This is a genomic window from Mesorhizobium sp. M0152, from assembly GCF_040322415.1.
Classification (GTDB): Bacteria; Pseudomonadota; Alphaproteobacteria; order Rhizobiales; family Rhizobiaceae; genus Mesorhizobium.
Genome location: NZ_JAMYTH010000038.1, coordinates 1 through 15,972, shown reverse-complemented (window position 1 = coordinate 15,972; position 15,972 = coordinate 1). Strand labels below are relative to the sequence as shown.

Annotated in this window: 17 protein-coding genes; 3 read left to right on the top strand and 14 right to left on the bottom strand. The window is 61.8% G+C overall.

Annotation, left to right across the window (positions count from 1 at the left end):
• Window positions 1-31: 31 nt before the first annotated feature.
• From rpe to NKJ26_RS27255, 8 genes are all read right to left on the bottom strand, one after another.
• On the bottom strand, window positions 32-718 hold the full coding sequence (rpe, locus tag NKJ26_RS27290; RefSeq protein ID WP_352698390.1) for a ribulose-phosphate 3-epimerase: 687 nt from the start codon (window positions 716-718) through the stop codon (window positions 32-34).
• Between the two features lie 62 nt (window positions 719-780).
• Entirely contained in the window at window positions 781-1,719 is a 939-nt protein-coding gene (gene cbbX, locus NKJ26_RS27285; protein ID WP_352698388.1) for a CbbX protein, read from the bottom strand.
• A gap of 6 nt (window positions 1,720-1,725) precedes the next feature.
• Window positions 1,726-2,160, bottom strand: a complete 435-nt coding sequence (locus NKJ26_RS27280) for a ribulose bisphosphate carboxylase small subunit (protein ID WP_352598278.1) — start codon at window positions 2,158-2,160, stop codon at window positions 1,726-1,728.
• Window positions 2,161-2,177: 17 nt separating this feature from the next.
• A complete protein-coding gene (locus tag NKJ26_RS27275; protein WP_352598277.1) occupies window positions 2,178-3,671 on the bottom strand; it encodes a ribulose-bisphosphate carboxylase large subunit in 1,494 nt (497 codons plus the stop codon).
• Window positions 3,672-3,692: 21 nt separating this feature from the next.
• On the bottom strand, window positions 3,693-4,772 hold the full coding sequence (gene fba, locus NKJ26_RS27270) for a class II fructose-bisphosphate aldolase (protein WP_352698385.1): 1,080 nt from the start codon (window positions 4,770-4,772) through the stop codon (window positions 3,693-3,695).
• A gap of 13 nt (window positions 4,773-4,785) precedes the next feature.
• Window positions 4,786-6,819 (bottom strand): transketolase, encoded by a 2,034-nt coding sequence (gene tkt, locus NKJ26_RS27265; protein WP_352698383.1) that lies wholly within the window; start codon window positions 6,817-6,819, stop codon window positions 4,786-4,788.
• 10 nt (window positions 6,820-6,829) lie between these two features.
• Window positions 6,830-7,702 (bottom strand): phosphoribulokinase, encoded by an 873-nt coding sequence (locus NKJ26_RS27260; RefSeq protein ID WP_352698381.1) that lies wholly within the window; start codon window positions 7,700-7,702, stop codon window positions 6,830-6,832.
• A 5-nt stretch (window positions 7,703-7,707) separates the two neighbouring features.
• On the bottom strand, window positions 7,708-8,754 hold the full coding sequence (locus tag NKJ26_RS27255; protein ID WP_352698379.1) for a class 1 fructose-bisphosphatase: 1,047 nt from the start codon (window positions 8,752-8,754) through the stop codon (window positions 7,708-7,710).
• Between the two features lie 124 nt (window positions 8,755-8,878).
• Here NKJ26_RS27255 and NKJ26_RS27250 point away from each other — a divergent pair, with 124 nt between their 5' ends.
• Together NKJ26_RS27250 and NKJ26_RS27245 are read left to right on the top strand one after the other, a co-directional pair.
• Entirely contained in the window at window positions 8,879-9,820 is a 942-nt protein-coding gene (locus NKJ26_RS27250; RefSeq protein ID WP_352698377.1) for a LysR family transcriptional regulator, read from the top strand.
• A 255-nt stretch (window positions 9,821-10,075) separates the two neighbouring features.
• Window positions 10,076-10,276 (top strand): hypothetical protein, encoded by a 201-nt coding sequence (locus tag NKJ26_RS27245; RefSeq protein WP_352598271.1) that lies wholly within the window; start codon window positions 10,076-10,078, stop codon window positions 10,274-10,276.
• Window positions 10,277-10,303: 27 nt separating this feature from the next.
• On the opposite strand, the gene NKJ26_RS27240 is transcribed toward NKJ26_RS27245, so the two are convergent.
• The 6 genes from NKJ26_RS27240 to NKJ26_RS27215 are packed head-to-tail and all read right to left on the bottom strand — an operon-like array spanning window position 10,304 to window position 15,037.
• Window positions 10,304-10,933 carry a hypothetical protein gene (locus NKJ26_RS27240; protein ID WP_352698375.1) on the bottom strand — a complete coding sequence of 210 codons (630 nt, stop codon included), beginning with the start codon at window positions 10,931-10,933 and terminating at the stop codon, window positions 10,304-10,306.
• Entirely contained in the window at window positions 10,933-11,805 is an 873-nt protein-coding gene (locus NKJ26_RS27235) for a lanthanide ABC transporter permease protein PedC (protein ID WP_352598269.1), read from the bottom strand. The genes NKJ26_RS27240 and NKJ26_RS27235 overlap by 1 nt, the downstream gene beginning before the upstream one ends.
• On the bottom strand, window positions 11,802-12,590 hold the full coding sequence (locus tag NKJ26_RS27230; protein WP_352598268.1) for a lanthanide ABC transporter ATP-binding protein PedB/LutE: 789 nt from the start codon (window positions 12,588-12,590) through the stop codon (window positions 11,802-11,804). The genes NKJ26_RS27235 and NKJ26_RS27230 overlap by 4 nt, the downstream gene beginning before the upstream one ends.
• 28 nt (window positions 12,591-12,618) lie before the next feature.
• Window positions 12,619-12,837 (bottom strand): hypothetical protein, encoded by a 219-nt coding sequence (locus tag NKJ26_RS27225; protein WP_352698373.1) that lies wholly within the window; start codon window positions 12,835-12,837, stop codon window positions 12,619-12,621.
• 29 nt (window positions 12,838-12,866) lie between these two features.
• Window positions 12,867-13,844, bottom strand: a complete 978-nt coding sequence (locus NKJ26_RS27220) for a YVTN family beta-propeller repeat protein (protein WP_502903210.1) — start codon at window positions 13,842-13,844, stop codon at window positions 12,867-12,869.
• Between the two features lie 17 nt (window positions 13,845-13,861).
• The gene (locus NKJ26_RS27215; protein ID WP_502903209.1) at window positions 13,862-15,037 is read right to left on the bottom strand and encodes an ABC transporter substrate-binding protein; all 1,176 of its coding nucleotides are present in this window, start codon (window positions 15,035-15,037) and stop codon (window positions 13,862-13,864) included.
• Window positions 15,038-15,365: 328 nt separating this feature from the next.
• On the opposite strand from NKJ26_RS27215, the gene NKJ26_RS27210 reads away from it, so the two are divergent.
• A partial coding sequence (locus NKJ26_RS27210) for an alcohol dehydrogenase catalytic domain-containing protein (protein ID WP_352698367.1) occupies window positions 15,366-15,972 on the top strand: 607 nt, incomplete at its 3' end.

Below are 15,972 nucleotides of genomic sequence, written 5' to 3'. Positions count from 1 at the left end.
CTCCGATGAAAATGCTTGCCGATGAAGCGGTTTATGCGGCTTTCCGGATCGCCCCGTCGGCCGCCTGTCTGATGGCGCCGATATTGGCGCGATAGGCAGCTTCGGTGCCGCCCTTGAAGATGGCCGAGCCTGCAACCAGCACATTGGCGCCGGCCGCGGTGACCAGCGGAGCGGTCTCGGGCGTGACGCCGCCGTCGATCTCGATATCGATCGGGCGGTTGCCGATCAGCGCCTTGATTCGCCTGACCTTGTCGACGACAGCCGAAATGAAAGCCTGGCCGCCGAAACCTGGGTTGACTGTCATCAGGAGCACCAGATCGAGCCGGTCGAGCACATATTCGATGACGCTTTCCGGCGTCGACGGATTCAGCGACACGCCGGCTTTCTTGCCGAGATTCCTGATCGCCTGCAGCGAACGGTCGAGATGCGGCCCGGCCTCGGCATGCACCGTAATGATGTCGCAACCGGCATCGGCGAAGGCGGCGAGATAGGGATCGGCCGGCGCGATCATCAGATGGCAATCGAAGACCTTGTCCGTTCGATCGCGGATCGTCTTGATCACCGGCGGACCGAAGGTGATGTTGGGCACGAAATGACCGTCCATCACGTCGAGATGGATCCAGTCGGCACCCGCCCGGACGACGGCTTCGACCTCGTCGCCGAGCCGAGAGAAGTCCGCGGAAAGCACCGAGGGCGCGATGATTGTCTTGGTACCCATGGTCGTCGGCTCCCACTCTGTCTTCCATTTTCCGGTCGCTTCACACCAACCGGCGTCACTTGTCAGCGCGTCTTCGTCTCCGGTTCGCCTTCGAGCTTACCTTCCGCGAACACGCGGCTGCCGCGAATATCGGATTCCTCAATGGTGATAAGGTCGGTCTTCGTCAACGCCCGGTCGCGCGACGCGAAAAGCCGGTTGGCCTGGCGAAGCCGCGCCCGGTCGAGCCCATTGCGGACCGAGCGCGCGTTGGAGAAATGCGGCAGCCGCATACGGATCGGGAGATACTCTTCGAGCGCCTTGGCCGCCGCCTCGCTGAGACGGTAATTCTGTTCCGCCAGCATGATCTCGGCGATCGACTTGAGTTCGCCGACGCCGTAGTCGGGAAAATCGAGGTGATGGGCGATGCGCGAGCGCATGCCGGGATTGCTGTCGAAGAAGCGGTCCATCTTGTTCTTGTAGCCTGCAAGAATCACAACCAGATCGTCTCGGTTGTTTTCCATGCATTGCAGCAGGATTTCGATCGATTCCTGGCCGTAGTCGCGTTCGTTTTCGGGCTTGTAGAGGTAGTAGGCTTCGTCGATGAAAAGCACGCCGCCCATGGCGCGCTTGATTACTTCGCGGGTCTTGGGCGCGGTGTGGCCCACATACTGACCGACGAGATCATCTCGAGTCACCGCGACCATGTGGCCTTCGCGGACATAGCCGAGGCGATGCAGGATTTCGGCCATCCTCAGCGCCACGGTGGTCTTTCCGGTACCGGGATTTCCCGTAAAGTTCATGTGCAGCGTCGGCGCGCCCGAGGTCAGCCCGAACTTGCGGCGAAGCCGGTCGACCAGGAGCAGCGCAGCGATCTCGCGGATGCGGTTCTTGATGGGCTTCAGGCCAACGAGTTCGCGGTCGAGCTTGTCCATCACCTCGTCGATGTTAGAGGCCTCGAACTCGGCCTGCAGATCAACCGATTCGTCCTGCGCGGCAGCGCCCTTTGCTATCGCGTCCAGCATGGTCGGTTAGCTCCGCTCGCCTTCGGGCCTGTCGGTCGCATAAGGCACGATCGAATAACCCTGGCTGCGGCCGTCGCGCTCCTGGCGCAGTAGCCGGAACCCGGGTTCGTTGGGCGGCCGGTTGACGATGAACGACATGCGCGGCGCTTCCCAACCCTTGGTCGAATCGAAGGCGGTGACCCGGACATACATGTTGGGCATGGTTTTCCGGCAATTGTTGACTTCAAGCAGGATGCCCGCCGGGTCCCTCAGGTCGAACATCGGGTTGCCGTACATTTCCCAATAGGTATTTCGCGGATGCGGATCGTCCGTGTACTCGACGCTGACCGCCCAATGGTTTTTCAGCGCGTATTTGATCTGCGCCGAAATCTGCTCATCGGTCAGGTCGGGCAAGAACGAAAACTGTCCTTGCGTGACCTTGTTTCCCGGATTGGTCATCATGGCGACGGTTCCTTCTTCTAGAAGCTGGGCGTTGCGGTTGGCACGAAGTCGGCCGTGTCGGTCGATTCGTAATTGAAGGTGACGTCCTTCCAGGTCTCCAGGGCCGCCTTCAGCGGCGTGCACCATCTGGCCGCCTGTTCGAGTATTTTGGTCCCTTCGCGCAGATAGTCGCGGCCCTCGTTGCGGGCGAGGATCATAGCCTCCAACGCGACGCGATTGGCCGTCGCGCCGGCCTGGATGCCGTCCGGATGTCCGATCGTGCCGCCGCCGAACTGCAGGATGACGTCCTCGCCGAGATAATGGATCAACTGGTGCATCTGGCCGGCATGGATGCCGCCCGAGGCGACGGGCATCACCTTGTTGAGCGAGGCCCACTCCTGATCGAAGAACAGCCCGGTTTCGAGGTTCTGCGGCGTGCGTTCCTCGCGCAGCGTGTCATAAAACCCCCTGATCATCAGCGGGTCGCCTTCCAGCTTGCCGACCACCGTGCCTGCATGGATGTGATCGACGCCGGCCATTCGCATCCATTTGCAGATGACGCGAAAATTCATGCCGTGGTTCTTCTGGCGCGAATAAGTCGAGTTGCCGGCGCGGTGCAGGTGCAGGATCATGTCATTGCGGCGTGCCCACTTGGCCATCGATTGGATCGCCGTGTAGCCGATGACGAGGTCGATCATGACGATGCAGGAGCCAAGCTGTTTGGCGAATTCGGCGCGCTCGTACATCTCCTCCATCGTGCCGGCGGTGACGTTGAGATAATGGCCCTTGACCTCGCCGGTGGCGGCCGACGCCTTGTTCACAGCCTCCATGCAGTAGAGAAAGCGGTCGCGCCAGTGCATGAAGGGCTGCGAGTTGATGTTCTCGTCGTCCTTGACGAAGTCGAGGCCACCCTTCAGCGCTTCGTAGACGACACGACCGTAGTTGCGGCCTGACAGGCCAAGCTTCGGCTTCGTCGTCGCGCCGAGCAGCGGCCGGCCAAATTTGTCGAGCCGCTCACGTTCGACAACGATGCCGGTCGCCGGTCCCTGGAAGGTCTTGAGGTAAGCCACCGGGATGCGCATGTCCTCGAGGCGCAAGGCCTTGACTGCCTTGAAGCCGAACACGTTGCCGATGATCGATGCGGTCAGGTTGGCGATCGAACCCGGCTCGAACAGGTCGAGGTCGTAGGCGATGTAGGCGAAGTACTGTTGCTCGGTCCTGGTGCCGGGACCTGTGTTCGGCACCGGCTCGGATCTGAACGCCTTGGCGCGGTACAACTCGCAGGCGGTCAGCCTGTCGGTCCACACCACGGTCCATGTCGCGGTGGAGGATTCACCGGCAATGGCGGCCGCTGCTTCCTCGTGGTCGACACCGGGTTGCGGTGTGATCCGAAACATGGCGATCAGATCGGTTTCCTTGGGCCGGTAGTCCGGCTCCCAGTAGCCCATCTTCTTGTAAGGGATGACCCCTGACTTGTAGCGCTCCTTGCCTTCTTTGAGCGTACCCGGTGACGGCATGTCGATCTTGTTCATGACAGGTCTCCTGTCTGCCGCTCAGGCGGCTTTCGCGGTTGCGATTTGCGGGTCGAGTTTTCCCGCGGCGTAACGTTTGGCCATCTCGTCCATGGCGATAACCCTGATTTTCGAGGCGTTGCCCGCGGTGCCGAAGCGTTCGAAGCGATCGCGGCAAAGGTCGCGCAAGGCATCCATGGCGGGTTTAAGGAATTTGCGCGGATCGAACTCGTGCGGGTCCTCCGTCGCGACGCGACGAAACTGCCCGGCCATGGCCATGCGGCAATCGGTATCGATGTTGACCTTGCGCACGCCATAGCGGATGCCGCGCTCGATCTCCCCGACCGGAACGCCAAAAGTCTGGGGCATCTCGCCGCCATATTTGTTGATGATGTCCTGCAGTTCCTGCGGCACGGAGGAAGAGCCATGCATGACCAGATGTGTGTTGGGCAGCTTTTCGTGGATCGCCTCGATCACTTGCATGGCGAGGATGCCGCCGTCGGGCTTGCGGCTGAACTTGTAGGCGCCGTGCGAGGTGCCGCAGGCGATCGCCAGCGCGTCCACCTGGGTGGCGGTCACGAAGTCGACCGCCTGATCGGGATCGGTCAAAAGCTGGTCGTGGGAAAGCGCGCCTTCGGCGCCGTGCCCGTCCTCGGCTTCGCCCTGGCCGGTTTCCAGCGACCCCAGCACGCCAAGCTCGCCTTCGACCGAAGCGCCGACCCAATGCGCCATGCGTGCGACACGTTCGGTGATGGCGACGTTGTAATCGTAGCTCGCCGGCGTCTTGGCGTCCGCCATCAATGACCCGTCCATCATCACCGAGGTGAAGCCGTGGCGGATCGCCGAAAGACAGGTGGCTTCGTTGTTGCCGTGATCCTGATGGACGCATAGCGGAATGGCCGGATGGATTTCGGTCAACGCCTCCATCATCTTGGCCAGCATGATGTCGTTGGCATAGGAGCGCGCACCGCGCGAGGCCTGGATGATGACCGGCGCGTCGCAGGCCTTGGCCGCCTCCATGATGGCGAGGCCTTGTTCCATGTTGTTGATGTTGAATGCCGGAACGCCGTAGCCGTGCTCGGCGGCATGGTCGAGAAGCTGGCGAAGGGTGATGCGGGCCATTTGTCGGGTCCTCCTAGATGATGAGCTTCAGCGCCGCTGCCGCGATGGCTTCGGGCGTGATGTCGAAATGCCGGTAGAGATCCGGGGCAGGGGCGCTGGCGCCGAAACCAGCCATGCCGACGAAAGCGCCGGTGTCGCCGATCCAGCGGTCCCAGCCGAGACGGGCGGCTGCCTCCACGGCAACGCGCGGCGCTGAACCGAGGACGGACTTCCGGTAGTCCGCATCCTGTTCCTCGAAAAGCTCCCAGCACGGCATCGAGACGACCGCGGCGGCGATGCCGTGCTCGGCTTCCAGCCGTCCCGCGGCGGCAACGGCAATCTCGACCTCCGAGCCGGTGGCGATCAGCGTCACGGCGCGGTGCTCGGCTGGCTCGCGCAGGATGTAAGCGCCCTGGCTCGACCGGTTCTCCTCGCTGTGTGGCTCGTCGCTGTGTGACTCGTTGCTGTGTGCTTGGCGCAGCATCGGCAGGTTCTGGCGCGAGAGCACCAGCACGCTCGGCCGGCTCTCGCTCTTCAGCGCCAGTTCCCAGCACTCGGCTGTTTCGATGATGTCGGCCGGACGGAAGACGTTGAGGTTGGGCGTCGCCCGCAGCATCGCCAGGTGCTCGACCGGCTGGTGCGTCGGACCATCCTCGCCGAGGCCGATGGAATCATGCGTCATCACGTAGATGACACGCTGGTCCATAAGCGCCGAGAGCCGCATCGCGCCGCGCGCATAGTCGGCGAAACACAGGAACGTACCGCCATAAGGCACGAACCCGCCATGCAGCGCGATTCCGTTCATGGCCGCGGCCATGCCGTGCTCGCGGATGCCGTAGTGGATATAACGGCCGGCATAGTCATCAGGCGCTATGCGATCCATGCCCTTGGTGATCGTCAGGTTCGAATGCGTCAGATCGGCGGAGCCGCCGACCGTCAGCTCGGTAGCAGCGTTGATCACACCGAGCGCCATTTCGGAGGCTTTACGCGTTGCGACCTTGGTCGCCTTCTCGACATGCTCCTTGCGGAAGGCGCCCAGGGCCTCGAAGACCGCATCGGGCAAGTTGCCGGCGATCGCGCTCGCAAAGGCCTCGCGCTGCGGCGAGGCGGCAAGCCGCTGCTCCCAGGCGAGCCGCGCCGCTTGCCCGCGCTCGGCAATTTCACGCCAGGCGAAAACGATGTCGTCCGGCACCTCGAACGGCGCGTAGGCCCAGCCGATGTTTTCGCGCGTCGCGGCGATCTCTGCATCGCCGAGCGGCGCGCCATGCGTCTTCTCGGAACCGCCGAGATTGGGCGCGCCCTTGCCGATCACCGTGCGGCAGGCGATCAGGGACGGCCGATCCGACTGCTGCGCAGCTTCGATTGCCGCAGCGACGGCGTCCATATCGTGGCCGTCCACCGATTGGACATGCCATCCAGCGGCTTTGAATCGTGCCGGCTGGTCCATCGATGTCGACAGCGAAGTCGGTCCGTCGATCGAGATCGCATTGTCGTCCCAGAACACGATCAGCCTGGACAGCTTCAGGTGACCGGCAAGATCGATCGCCTCGTGGCTGATGCCTTCCTGCAGGCAACCGTCGCCGGCGATCACGTAAGTGAAATGATCGACGAGATCGGCGCCGTGACGGGCAGCAAGCATGCGCTCCGCCAGCGCCATGCCGACGGCGGTCGAAATGCCTTGTCCTAGCGGACCGGTCGTCGTCTCGATGCCAAGCGCATGGCCATGTTCCGGATGTCCGGCGGTGCGGCTGCCCAACTGGCGAAACCGCTGCAATTCCTCGATCGGCATGTCTTCGTAGCCGAGCAGGTAATGCAGCGCATATTGCAGCATCGAGCCATGCCCGGCCGAAAGCACGAAGCGGTCGCGATCGGGCCAGTTGGGCGCCGACGGATCGATGTTGATGAAGCGGCAGAACAGCACCGTCGTGACGTCGGCCATCCCCATCGGCATGCCCGGATGACCGGAATTGGCCTTTTGGACGCTGTCCATCGCCAGTGCGCGAATGGCGTTCGCCATGTCGCGCTCCGAGACGGCGGCGACGGGCTTCAATGCGGCTTGGCTGTTCATGGCGTCCTCCTCACGACACACGGTTCTTGCGTTCGATCAATTGCAGGATGAGCGGCGTCAGGATCAGCTGCATGGCGAGGTCGAGCTTGTTGCCTGGAACCACTATGGAATTCGGCCGCGACATGAAGGAGTCGTGGATCATTGAGAGCAGGTAAGGGAAATCGATGCCGCGGGGATTGGCAAAGCGGATGACCAGCATCGATTCGTCGGGCGTCGGGATCCAGCGCGCGATAAACGGGTTCGACGTGTCGACGATCGGCACGCGCTGGAAATTGATGGCGGTCTGCGAGAATTGCGGGACGATGTAGCGGACATAGTCCGGCATGCGGCGCAGGATCACGTCCATCACCGCCTCGGTGGAATAGCCGCGCGTTGCGCGGTCGCGATGGATCTTCTGGATCCATTCGAGATTTATGACCGGGACCACGCCGATCTTGAGGTCCGCGTGCCTGGCCAGGTTGATCTTGTCGGTGACGACGCAGCCATGCAGGCCCTCGTAGAAGAGCAGGTCGCTCGGAGCGAATTCGCGCCATTCGGTAAAATGTCCCGGCGGCGTGCCGTACTGCTTCTCCTCGTCCTCGTCATGGATGTAGGTGCGGGTCTTTCCGGTCCCCCGGCGGCCATATTCCTCAAACACTTCTTCGAGGATTGCGAGCTCGTTGGCTTCGGCATTGAAGTGGGTGAAGTTCGGATTGCCCGCCTTCTCTTCCTCGGCCACCTTTATCTTCATCGTGGCGCGGTCGTAGCGGTGAAAGGCATCGCCCTCGATGAAGGCGGCCTCGATGTTCTCGCGCCGGAAGATCAGATCGAAGATGCGCTTGACCGAGGTGGTGCCTGCGCCCGACGATCCGGTGATGGTGATGATGGGGTGCTTTGCCGACATGGTACTCAGGCCCTGAAAAGGCCGCGGCGGCTGAACAGCGGCGCACGCTCGCCGATCGCGCTGGGTTCGGTGTGGTAGCGGGTGATGCGCGCGACTTCCCGCGCCGATCCAAACACCACGGGGACGCGCTGGTGCAGGCTCTCGGGTTCGATTTCGAGAATGCGGGTGATCGTATCGGTGGCGGCACCGGCCGCCTGTTCGATGAGATAGGCGATCGGGTTGGCCTCATAGACGAGGCGCAGCCGCCCTTGGCGGTAACCCTTGCGCGTGTCGCCTGGATACAGGAATACGCCGCCGCGCATCAATATGCGGTAGCAGTCGGCGACCAGGGAAGCGATCCAGCGCATGTTGAAATCCTTCTCGCGTGGGCCTTCGGTGCCTTCCAGGCAGTCGTCGATATAGAGCCGCACCGCCTCATCCCAGTGCCGGTAGTTGGCGGCGTTGATGGCGAACTCCTGGGTGCGTTGCGGAATGATCCGGCTCTCATAGGCCTGGACGAAGGTGCCGAGCCTGGTCGAGAGGACGAAGACATGCGTGCCGCTGCCGAGCGACAGAACCAGCGCCAGTTGCGGCCCGTAGATGAAAAAGCCGGCGGCGAGCTGGTTCACGCCTGCCTGCAAAAAAGAGGCGGCCGGATTCCCGTCCGGCGCGCCAGTTGCAGGGAGGAGCGAGAAAATCGTTCCAATCGACACGTTGGTGTCGATGTTGGACGAACCGTCGAGCGGGTCGATGGCGATGGCGAGAGGCGCTTGCCTGTCGAGCAGGACCGGCTGCTCCAGTTCCTCGGAGGCGTAGAGCGCGACCGGAGCGTGGCGCATGGCGTCGAGGAAGATGTCGTCGGCGAAGATGTCGAGATCCTTCTGGACATCGCCATCGGCATTGGCGCCGCGGGTCCCGGCAAAGGCCGCGCCGAGCACCCCTTGATTGATGGTATTGCGGATCTTGGTGGCGGCCTGCGTCAGCTGACGGACAGTGGCTACGACCGCGGAGCGCAACTCGTCCGGCGGGCCGAGATAGGAATTCAGAAAAGCGTCGAGCGTTGCCGCTGGCATCGTAACCTCCCGATCCAGCCGCATCTCCTCGGGGTCGGCCGGATTGGGGAATGAAAGCAAACGAAATAGGATAAGTAAAATTTAATAACTTTACTTCAACGGTAAAAAAATTTTAGTATGCCATATGAAAAACCTCACGCTCAGGCAATTCAAGACCGTTCAGGCGATCATCAGTCACGGAAAAATTGTCAGTGCGGCCAAGGTGTTGGGTCTGTCTCCTCCTGCGGTGACGATCCAACTGCGGCAAGTGGAAGAGGAGTTCCAACTGGCCTTGTTCGACCGGACGTCGGACGGCATGCGTCCCACTGCCGCAGGTCTGGCCTTCGTGGAGGCGGCGCAGGCCATCGAGGAGCGGCTGCGTCTGCTCGAAGACACGATGGATGCGATCAAGGGCGTGCGCACCGGCAGTCTGAGGCTCGGCGTCGTTTCCACCGCCAAATATTTCGCGCCGCGGCTCATGGCCGGCTTCATGAAGGAACATCCCGACATCGATATGCGGCTTGCCATCGGCAACCGTGCCGAAACGATCGATAGTCTGAAGAACCACGATATCGACATCGCGCTGATGGGGCGCCCGGCCAAGGAGGTCCCGGTGCGTGCTTCGGTCTTCGGCGATCACCCGCTGGTCATCATCGCGCCGCCCGAACACCCGCTGGCGTCGGTACGCGACATTTCAAAGGAACGGATCGCCGAAGAGCATTTCCTCATTCGCGAGCCCGGCTCCGGCACGCGCATCTCGCTGGAAATATTCCTGAGTGACGTGCCCGGCCGGATCGACGATCTCGGCGTCGAGATGGGCTCGAACGAGACGATCAAGCAGGCGGTGATGGCCGGTCTCGGCATCGCCTTCATTTCTGCCCACACCATTGCCGCAGAAACCGAAGCCGGCCGGCTGGTCATCCTCGACGTCGTCGGCATGCCGATCCGCCGGCAATGGTTTTCGGTGATGCGCACCGATCACGCGATCTCGCCGGCCATGGCGACGTTCCACGATTTCCTGATGCGCAAGGGCGCGATGTACCTGCCCCTGTTCGGCAAGCTCTATCCGCACACCAAACAGGGATGATGTTGGACTGGTGCGCCGACCGGAACGGCCGACCTACCCAACGCTAGAGATCGCGAGAAAGCTTCGAGAAGGGAGTGGAGAACGCCCGGCGATTGTTGGCGTTAGATAAGCTGTATGTTATGTTGCAGTGCGAAAGAGCGGGGGCCACGTCCTTTCACACCCGTAAGCGATCTGTATGTGCGATCCCCGCAGACTGGCTTGTATCTCGGAAACCGCCCGGGCATGGGGTTCGGGAATCGATGGGGAAAAGGGGCAATGCTTTATACACTCGTTATGATGGTCTGCCTGACGAATGTGCCGCAGGACTGTGAGCAGCGCGAACAGATGGTGGACGGCCTGGCCATGAATCCCGGCACCGCCTTCATGCAGGCGCAGCCGCTGGTGGCCAACTGGATCGAGACACATCCCGGATATTTCGTGCGGCGCTGGCGCGTGCTGCCGGGCCGGGGATCGTGAGATCCGCCGCGAAGAGCGAATGAGGTTCTACTTCTTCGCGGCGAGCGTTTCCGAGACGACCTTGGACAATTGATAAAGCCGCTGCTCGATTATCGTCGGCACATCGCAGACATATGTCAGCGATTGGACGCGTTCATTGAAAATTCGCGTTGCGAATTTCAGCTGTTCGGTTCGCCGCTCGATCTCGTCCGGATCCGCATCGGGCTTTGCCCGCAACGCATCGACGTCGGATGCTTCCTTGCGCAAGGCGGCCGCCATTTCGAGTTGTTTGTGGGCATAACGGGAAATGCCCGAAATCACGTGAGAGCGCTCGGCGTCCATGTGATCGAACATCCCCTGCACCAGCATCGCCATTTTCGGCGCAAGCTGCTCGGCCGGCAACGAGGCGGCAAAATCCTTGATCTCCTTTTGGGCGTCGGCAATCGGCATCCGCCGTGCCGCCACGTCCTCGACCAGGGCGGAGACGGCAGTATCCTTGGACCAGTCCCTGGCCGACGGCGGCAGGTCCGGTCCGTTCCATACCTGGCCGAGTGACAGTTGCGGCACCTTGCGCTGCATGCAAGGCCAGTCGGGATCGGCGGTCGCCGCATTGGCGTTCGCGAGCGGGGCAAAACTGGCGACCAGAACCAGGCAGCGAACAAGACCCATGCTTGCCATCAGGCATTTCCTCCCATGTCCTGTTTGCGAGTGATCAGGCCGCGCGAGGGATTGTAGGCGATGATGGCGGCGGCCAGAAACAGCAGCGTGCAGCCGGTGACGACGCCCAGCGACACCCAGTCGACCTGTCCATAGAAAGCGAAGCGGATCAGTTCGACGGCATAGGTGAACGGATTGGCGAGGCAGATCTTGTAGAGCAGGGGACTGGCCTCCTGGATGCGCCACAAGGGATAGAGTGCCGGAGACGCAAAATAGCCGGGAAAGATGACGAAGTTCATGATGCCGGCAAAGTTTTCGAGCTGTTTGATCATCGAGGACAAGAGCATGCCGAGGGCGCAAAGCATCATGCCCGACAGGAACAGCGCCGGCAGCACCATGAGATAGCCGAGCAGCGGAGCCTTGACGCCCCAGAACCAGGCAACGATCAAAAATGCATAGACCTGCGCGATCGATACGGCGACGCCGGCAAGCATCTTCGACACCAGCAGGAACCAGCGCGGGAAGGGGCTGACCAGCAGGGTGCGCATGTTGCCCATCTCGCGGTCATAAACCATCGACAGCGAGGACTGCATTCCACTGAACAGCAGGATCATGCCGCATAGTCCGGGCGTGATATAGACCTCGTAGAGCACATAAGTCTTGTAGGGAGGGATGATCGAGACGCCGAGCACCTGCCGGAAGCCGGCAGCGAAGATGAACAGCCAGACGAGCGGCCGGACCAGCGAGGAAATGAAACGCTCGCGCTGGTGCAGGAAGCGCAGGCACTCGCGCAGGACGACGCCCTTGAGGCAAATGAGATAATGGCGGAGGCCAAAACTTTCTGACCGCACCGGCACGATGACGGCTTGACCGGGGACCGCGGGAGCGCTCATGGGGGCATCTCCGCCTTGCCTGCCGTGTCAATGCGGCTGAGCTTCGAGAAGGCGTCGCGGATCGAATTTGCGCCGCTCGCCTGGACGACATCGGACACCTTGCCGCTGGCCACCAGCTCGCCCTGCCGCAGAACGACGACATCGTCGCCATCGTCAACTTCGTCGATCAGATGCGTGGCCCACAGCACGCCAATGCCCTCGGTTTCGACGAGCTTGCGGATGGTGGCCAGAATGCCCGCACGCGACTGGATATCGAGACCGACCGTCGCCTCGTCGAGCAGGAGCAGGGATGGGCGGTGGAGCAGCGCCCGTGCGATCTCGACGCGCCGCATTTGGCCGCCGGAAAGGCTGCGTGCCTTGTCATGCTGGCGGCCCGGCATGTCGACAATATCGAGCAATGCGGCGATGCGCTGGCGAGCCTCGCGTCCGCCAATGCCGTGCAGCGAAGCGTGGTAGGAGAGGTTCTGGTGGACGCTCAGGTCGAGATCGAGCGTGCGTGCCTGGAACACGATGCCGACACGCCTGAGCGCCTCGCCGGAAGCGCGGCTGACGTCGTGGCCGAAGATGCGGATCGATCCGCGGCGCGTGTCGTAGAGGTGGCTGATCAGCGAGAACAAAGTTGTCTTGCCGGCTCCGTTGAGGCCGAGCAGAACGGTGAAAGTCGCCGGCGCGATCGAGAAGGAGACGTCGTTGAGCGCCGGCTTCGGTCCATAGGAATGGCTGACAGCTCCGACATCGAGCGCCGCCACCCCGTCTCCTGGTCCGCTTGTCTTCACATGCTGCACGCCCGGTCGCTCCTCCGATCTCCGCTGGCTATTTGATCGTGATCTTACCCTTCAGGCCCTTGTCGGCAAGGTCGGGAACCGACCAGGTGTATTCGCCCGGCCGGACGGTGTGGAACTGCACCTGGATCATTCTAGCGTCATCGAATTCCAGCCAGGCCGGCCCGCCGTCCATGTGCACCCTTGCTCCAGCCGGAGCAAGAGCAAGTCCGGCGAGCGCGGCGAAGACCAACCTGCGGCAAAATTTCATGGCGTCAGCCTCCCGATGATCAATCTCTACTATTTGGGCGAAATGACCACACCCCAGGGCTGCTGGCCCACGGTGAGCGATTGGACCGGCTCGTCGGTCGCAGTATCGATAAACGTGATGTCGTTCGAATTGCCGTTCGTGGTGATCAGCGTCTTCTGGTCGGGCGTGAAGGCCAGATGCCAGACGCGCTGGCCGACGAGGATGTATTTTTCCACTTCGTAGGTCTCCGCGTTGATCACCGCCACATGATTTGCCGGGCCGAGGGCCACATAGGCCTTCTTGCCATCGGCGCTGATCGCGATGCCTACCGGCTGGATGGTTTCGGCCCGCAATCCCTGAATCTCGAACTGGACCTTCTTCACCACTTCGCGTTTGGCGTTATCGATGACGCTGACGGTGCCTCCGACCTCGGCGCTGACCCAGACCTGCGAGCTGTCGGGCTTGAATTCGGCAAAGCGCGGGCGTGTGTCGACCAGCACATTGTCGGTTACCTCATGCGTGCCGGTGTCGATGAAATGCGCCATGCTGGTGGTTTCGGAGGTGTTGACCATGGTCTTGCCGTCGGGGCTGATACTCATGCCTTCCGGTTCCACGCCGACTGGAATCTCGGCAAGGATCTGCCTGCTTTCGACGTCGATAGCGGTGACGAGATTGTCGTCCTCGTTGGCGACATAGAGCGTCTTGCCGTCGGGCGAGAGCACGAACAATTCGGGATCGGGGCCGGACGGCAGCGTGCCGACGATCTCAAGTGTCGCGGTGTCGATGATTTCGATCGTATCGTCGTCACTGGCGCACAGATAGACGAATTTCCCGTCATGCGAGAGGGTGATGCCGCGTGGTCTCTGGCCCACTTCGACGGTCTTCACCACCTGCATGGTGGCGGTGTCGACGACGGTCATCGTATTGTCCTTCTCGTTGGAAACATAGGCCGTGTAGGCCGACGCCGGACCGGCCATGACGCCGGTCGCGAGAATGGCGAATGCGCAAGCTCGTCTCTGCACGGAAATTCCTCCCCGATTGCTTTCTACTTAAGGACGCATCTCGTCTCCGGCTGGTCGACACCGAGCGTATCGAGCTCGGAGACCTGATGAAGATAACCTTCCTGCGGCGATGTAGAGACGACCGACTTGGCGTCGCCAAGCAGGATCGGCTGGCGCAGCTGAAGGTTCCATTTGCGGAAGGTCAGCTTCTGCCCCTTGAAAGCAGCGACCGAGAAATCATCCGAGCGGATGTAGTCGCTGATCTTTTTCTCATCGTCGCCATTGATGCGCGTGGTGGCTTCGCCGACGGCCCGCACCGCCGTCCAGGCTGACATGTCCTTGGAAAGCATCCGCCGGCCCGTCGTTTTCAGGAAGCGGCTCTGCATTTGGATGCCGCCCCATTGTTCGCTGGCGGGATGCCACGACGATGCAACAAGCCCGGCGGTGCCGGCGACCGGCCGCGGCGCCCAGGTGCGGTAGGACACGTAGGTCCCGAACACCTCGCTTTCGTCGGCGACAAGCACAATGTCGTGCTCCGGCAAGTCCTGCGTGAATACGGAAATCTGCTGCTGTATCTGCGTGGCGCCGGTATCCGTACGCCTGGCTGTGCCGGTGTCCTTGAATTCCTTCTCGGCGACGATCTGGGCGCCGAAACGGGCTGCCGCGCGGCGCAACGCGTCGGCGTAGAGATGGTCCTGCTCGTGCGAGCCATAGAGCAGCACCCAATTCGGCCACTTCTTCACCATGAGATACTGCGCCAGCGCGTCGGCAAGCATGCTGCGCGTCGGCGCGATATGGAAAACGTTGATGCGGCAGTCTTCTTCCCGCAGGCTATCGTCGGGGGCGCCGATGTTGAAGATCAGCACGCCTTTGTCACGGGCGATGTCGGCGATCGACAGCAATTGTCTGGCCGAAAGGTCTGCGACCACATAGCGGTCACCTTTGGCGATCAGGTCCTCGAATGCCTGAACCGCGTCGGCTTCGGGCTTTATCTCGGACACGTCGAGGCTGAATTTCTGGTCGGTGAACTTTCCGGTCGTATTGTTATCGCCGATTGCTACGTCAGCGCCGGCGACACCTTCATCACGTGGCGACAGGTCGAGCATGGAAAGCGTCAATTGTGGCGCGTAGGCTCGCAAATAGCCTATCTTGATTTCGGCTATCTTTTTTCCCGGTCTGTCCGTTGCAGCCGGTTGCTTGCCCTTCACGTCCTGGGCCATCGCGCCCGGAACGTTGAGAGTCAGGAAAAAAATAGGCAAAAAAGCTGCGAGAGTGCCTGGCACCGCTCTCATCATCGATAAAACTATCCGTTCTTGCACTAAAGTCCGATTGTTGCCGGACCTGCGCGAATTCAAGGTGCCCACAATGAGCTTAGCGGACCGACAAAATTTATCAAACCCCTGCAAGTGGACTTACATGCCTGCTTTAGTCCTATGCCATTTCTGGGATACGGCGGCGACTGAGCGGATCGCGATCGTCGACTTCGAGGTCATCGGCAACAATGTCGGAACGTGAAACTCTATCGATCGCCCTGGGAGGAACATCCTGATGAAAACCCGCGCCGCAGTCGCCTTCGCCGCCGGAAAGCCGCTGGAGATCGTGGAGGTCGACCTCGACGGCCCGCGCGAGGGCGAGGTGCTGGTCGAGATCAAGGCGACCGGCATCTGCCACACCGACGAGTTCACGCTGTCGGGCGCCGATCCCGAAGGCCTGTTTCCGGCCATCCTCGGCCATGAAGGCGCCGGCGTCGTGGTCGATGTCGGCAAGGGCGTCACTAGCGTCAAGAAGGGCGACCACGTCATCCCGCTCTATACGCCCGAATGCCGGCAATGCCCGTCCTGCCTGTCGAGAAAGACCAATCTGTGCACGGCGATCCGCGCCACGCAGGGCCAAGGGTTGATGCCGGACGGCACCTCGCGCTTCTCGATCGGCAAGGACAAGTTGTTTCACTATATGGGCTGCTCGACCTTTTCGAACTTCACCGTGCTGCCGGAGATCGCGGTGGCCAAGGTCAATCCGGACGCCCCCTTCGACAAGATCTGCTACATCGGCTGCGGGGTGACCACCGGCATCGGCGCGGTGATCAACACCGCCAAGGTCGAGCAAGGCGCCACGGCTGTCGTCTTCGGCCTCGGCGGCATCGGCCTCAACGTCA

What these genes read in the sequence shown, in the direction of transcription:
- rpe (WP_352698390.1), bottom strand. Translation starts at nt 718, where the DNA reads ATGGGTACCAAGACAATCATCGCGCCCTCGGTGCTTTCCGCGGACTTC.
- cbbX (WP_352698388.1), bottom strand. Translation starts at nt 1,719, where the DNA reads ATGCTGGACGCGATAGCAAAGGGCGCTGCCGCGCAGGACGAATCGGTT.
- NKJ26_RS27280 (WP_352598278.1), bottom strand. Translation starts at nt 2,160, where the DNA reads ATGATGACCAATCCGGGAAACAAGGTCACGCAAGGACAGTTTTCGTTC.
- NKJ26_RS27275 (WP_352598277.1), bottom strand. Translation starts at nt 3,671, where the DNA reads ATGAACAAGATCGACATGCCGTCACCGGGTACGCTCAAAGAAGGCAAG.
- fba (WP_352698385.1), bottom strand. Translation starts at nt 4,772, where the DNA reads ATGGCCCGCATCACCCTTCGCCAGCTTCTCGACCATGCCGCCGAGCAC.
- tkt (WP_352698383.1), bottom strand. Translation starts at nt 6,819, where the DNA reads ATGAACAGCCAAGCCGCATTGAAGCCCGTCGCCGCCGTCTCGGAGCGC.
- NKJ26_RS27260 (WP_352698381.1), bottom strand. Translation starts at nt 7,702, where the DNA reads ATGTCGGCAAAGCACCCCATCATCACCATCACCGGATCGTCGGGCGCA.
- NKJ26_RS27255 (WP_352698379.1), bottom strand. Translation starts at nt 8,754, where the DNA reads ATGCCAGCGGCAACGCTCGACGCTTTTCTGAATTCCTATCTCGGCCCG.
- NKJ26_RS27250 (WP_352698377.1), top strand. Translation starts at nt 8,879, where the DNA reads ATGAAAAACCTCACGCTCAGGCAATTCAAGACCGTTCAGGCGATCATC.
- NKJ26_RS27245 (WP_352598271.1), top strand. Translation starts at nt 10,076, where the DNA reads ATGCTTTATACACTCGTTATGATGGTCTGCCTGACGAATGTGCCGCAG.
- NKJ26_RS27240 (WP_352698375.1), bottom strand. Translation starts at nt 10,933, where the DNA reads ATGGCAAGCATGGGTCTTGTTCGCTGCCTGGTTCTGGTCGCCAGTTTT.
- NKJ26_RS27235 (WP_352598269.1), bottom strand. Translation starts at nt 11,805, where the DNA reads ATGAGCGCTCCCGCGGTCCCCGGTCAAGCCGTCATCGTGCCGGTGCGG.
- NKJ26_RS27225 (WP_352698373.1), bottom strand. Translation starts at nt 12,837, where the DNA reads ATGAAATTTTGCCGCAGGTTGGTCTTCGCCGCGCTCGCCGGACTTGCT.
- NKJ26_RS27215 (WP_502903209.1), bottom strand. Translation starts at nt 15,037, where the DNA reads ATGGCCCAGGACGTGAAGGGCAAGCAACCGGCTGCAACGGACAGACCG.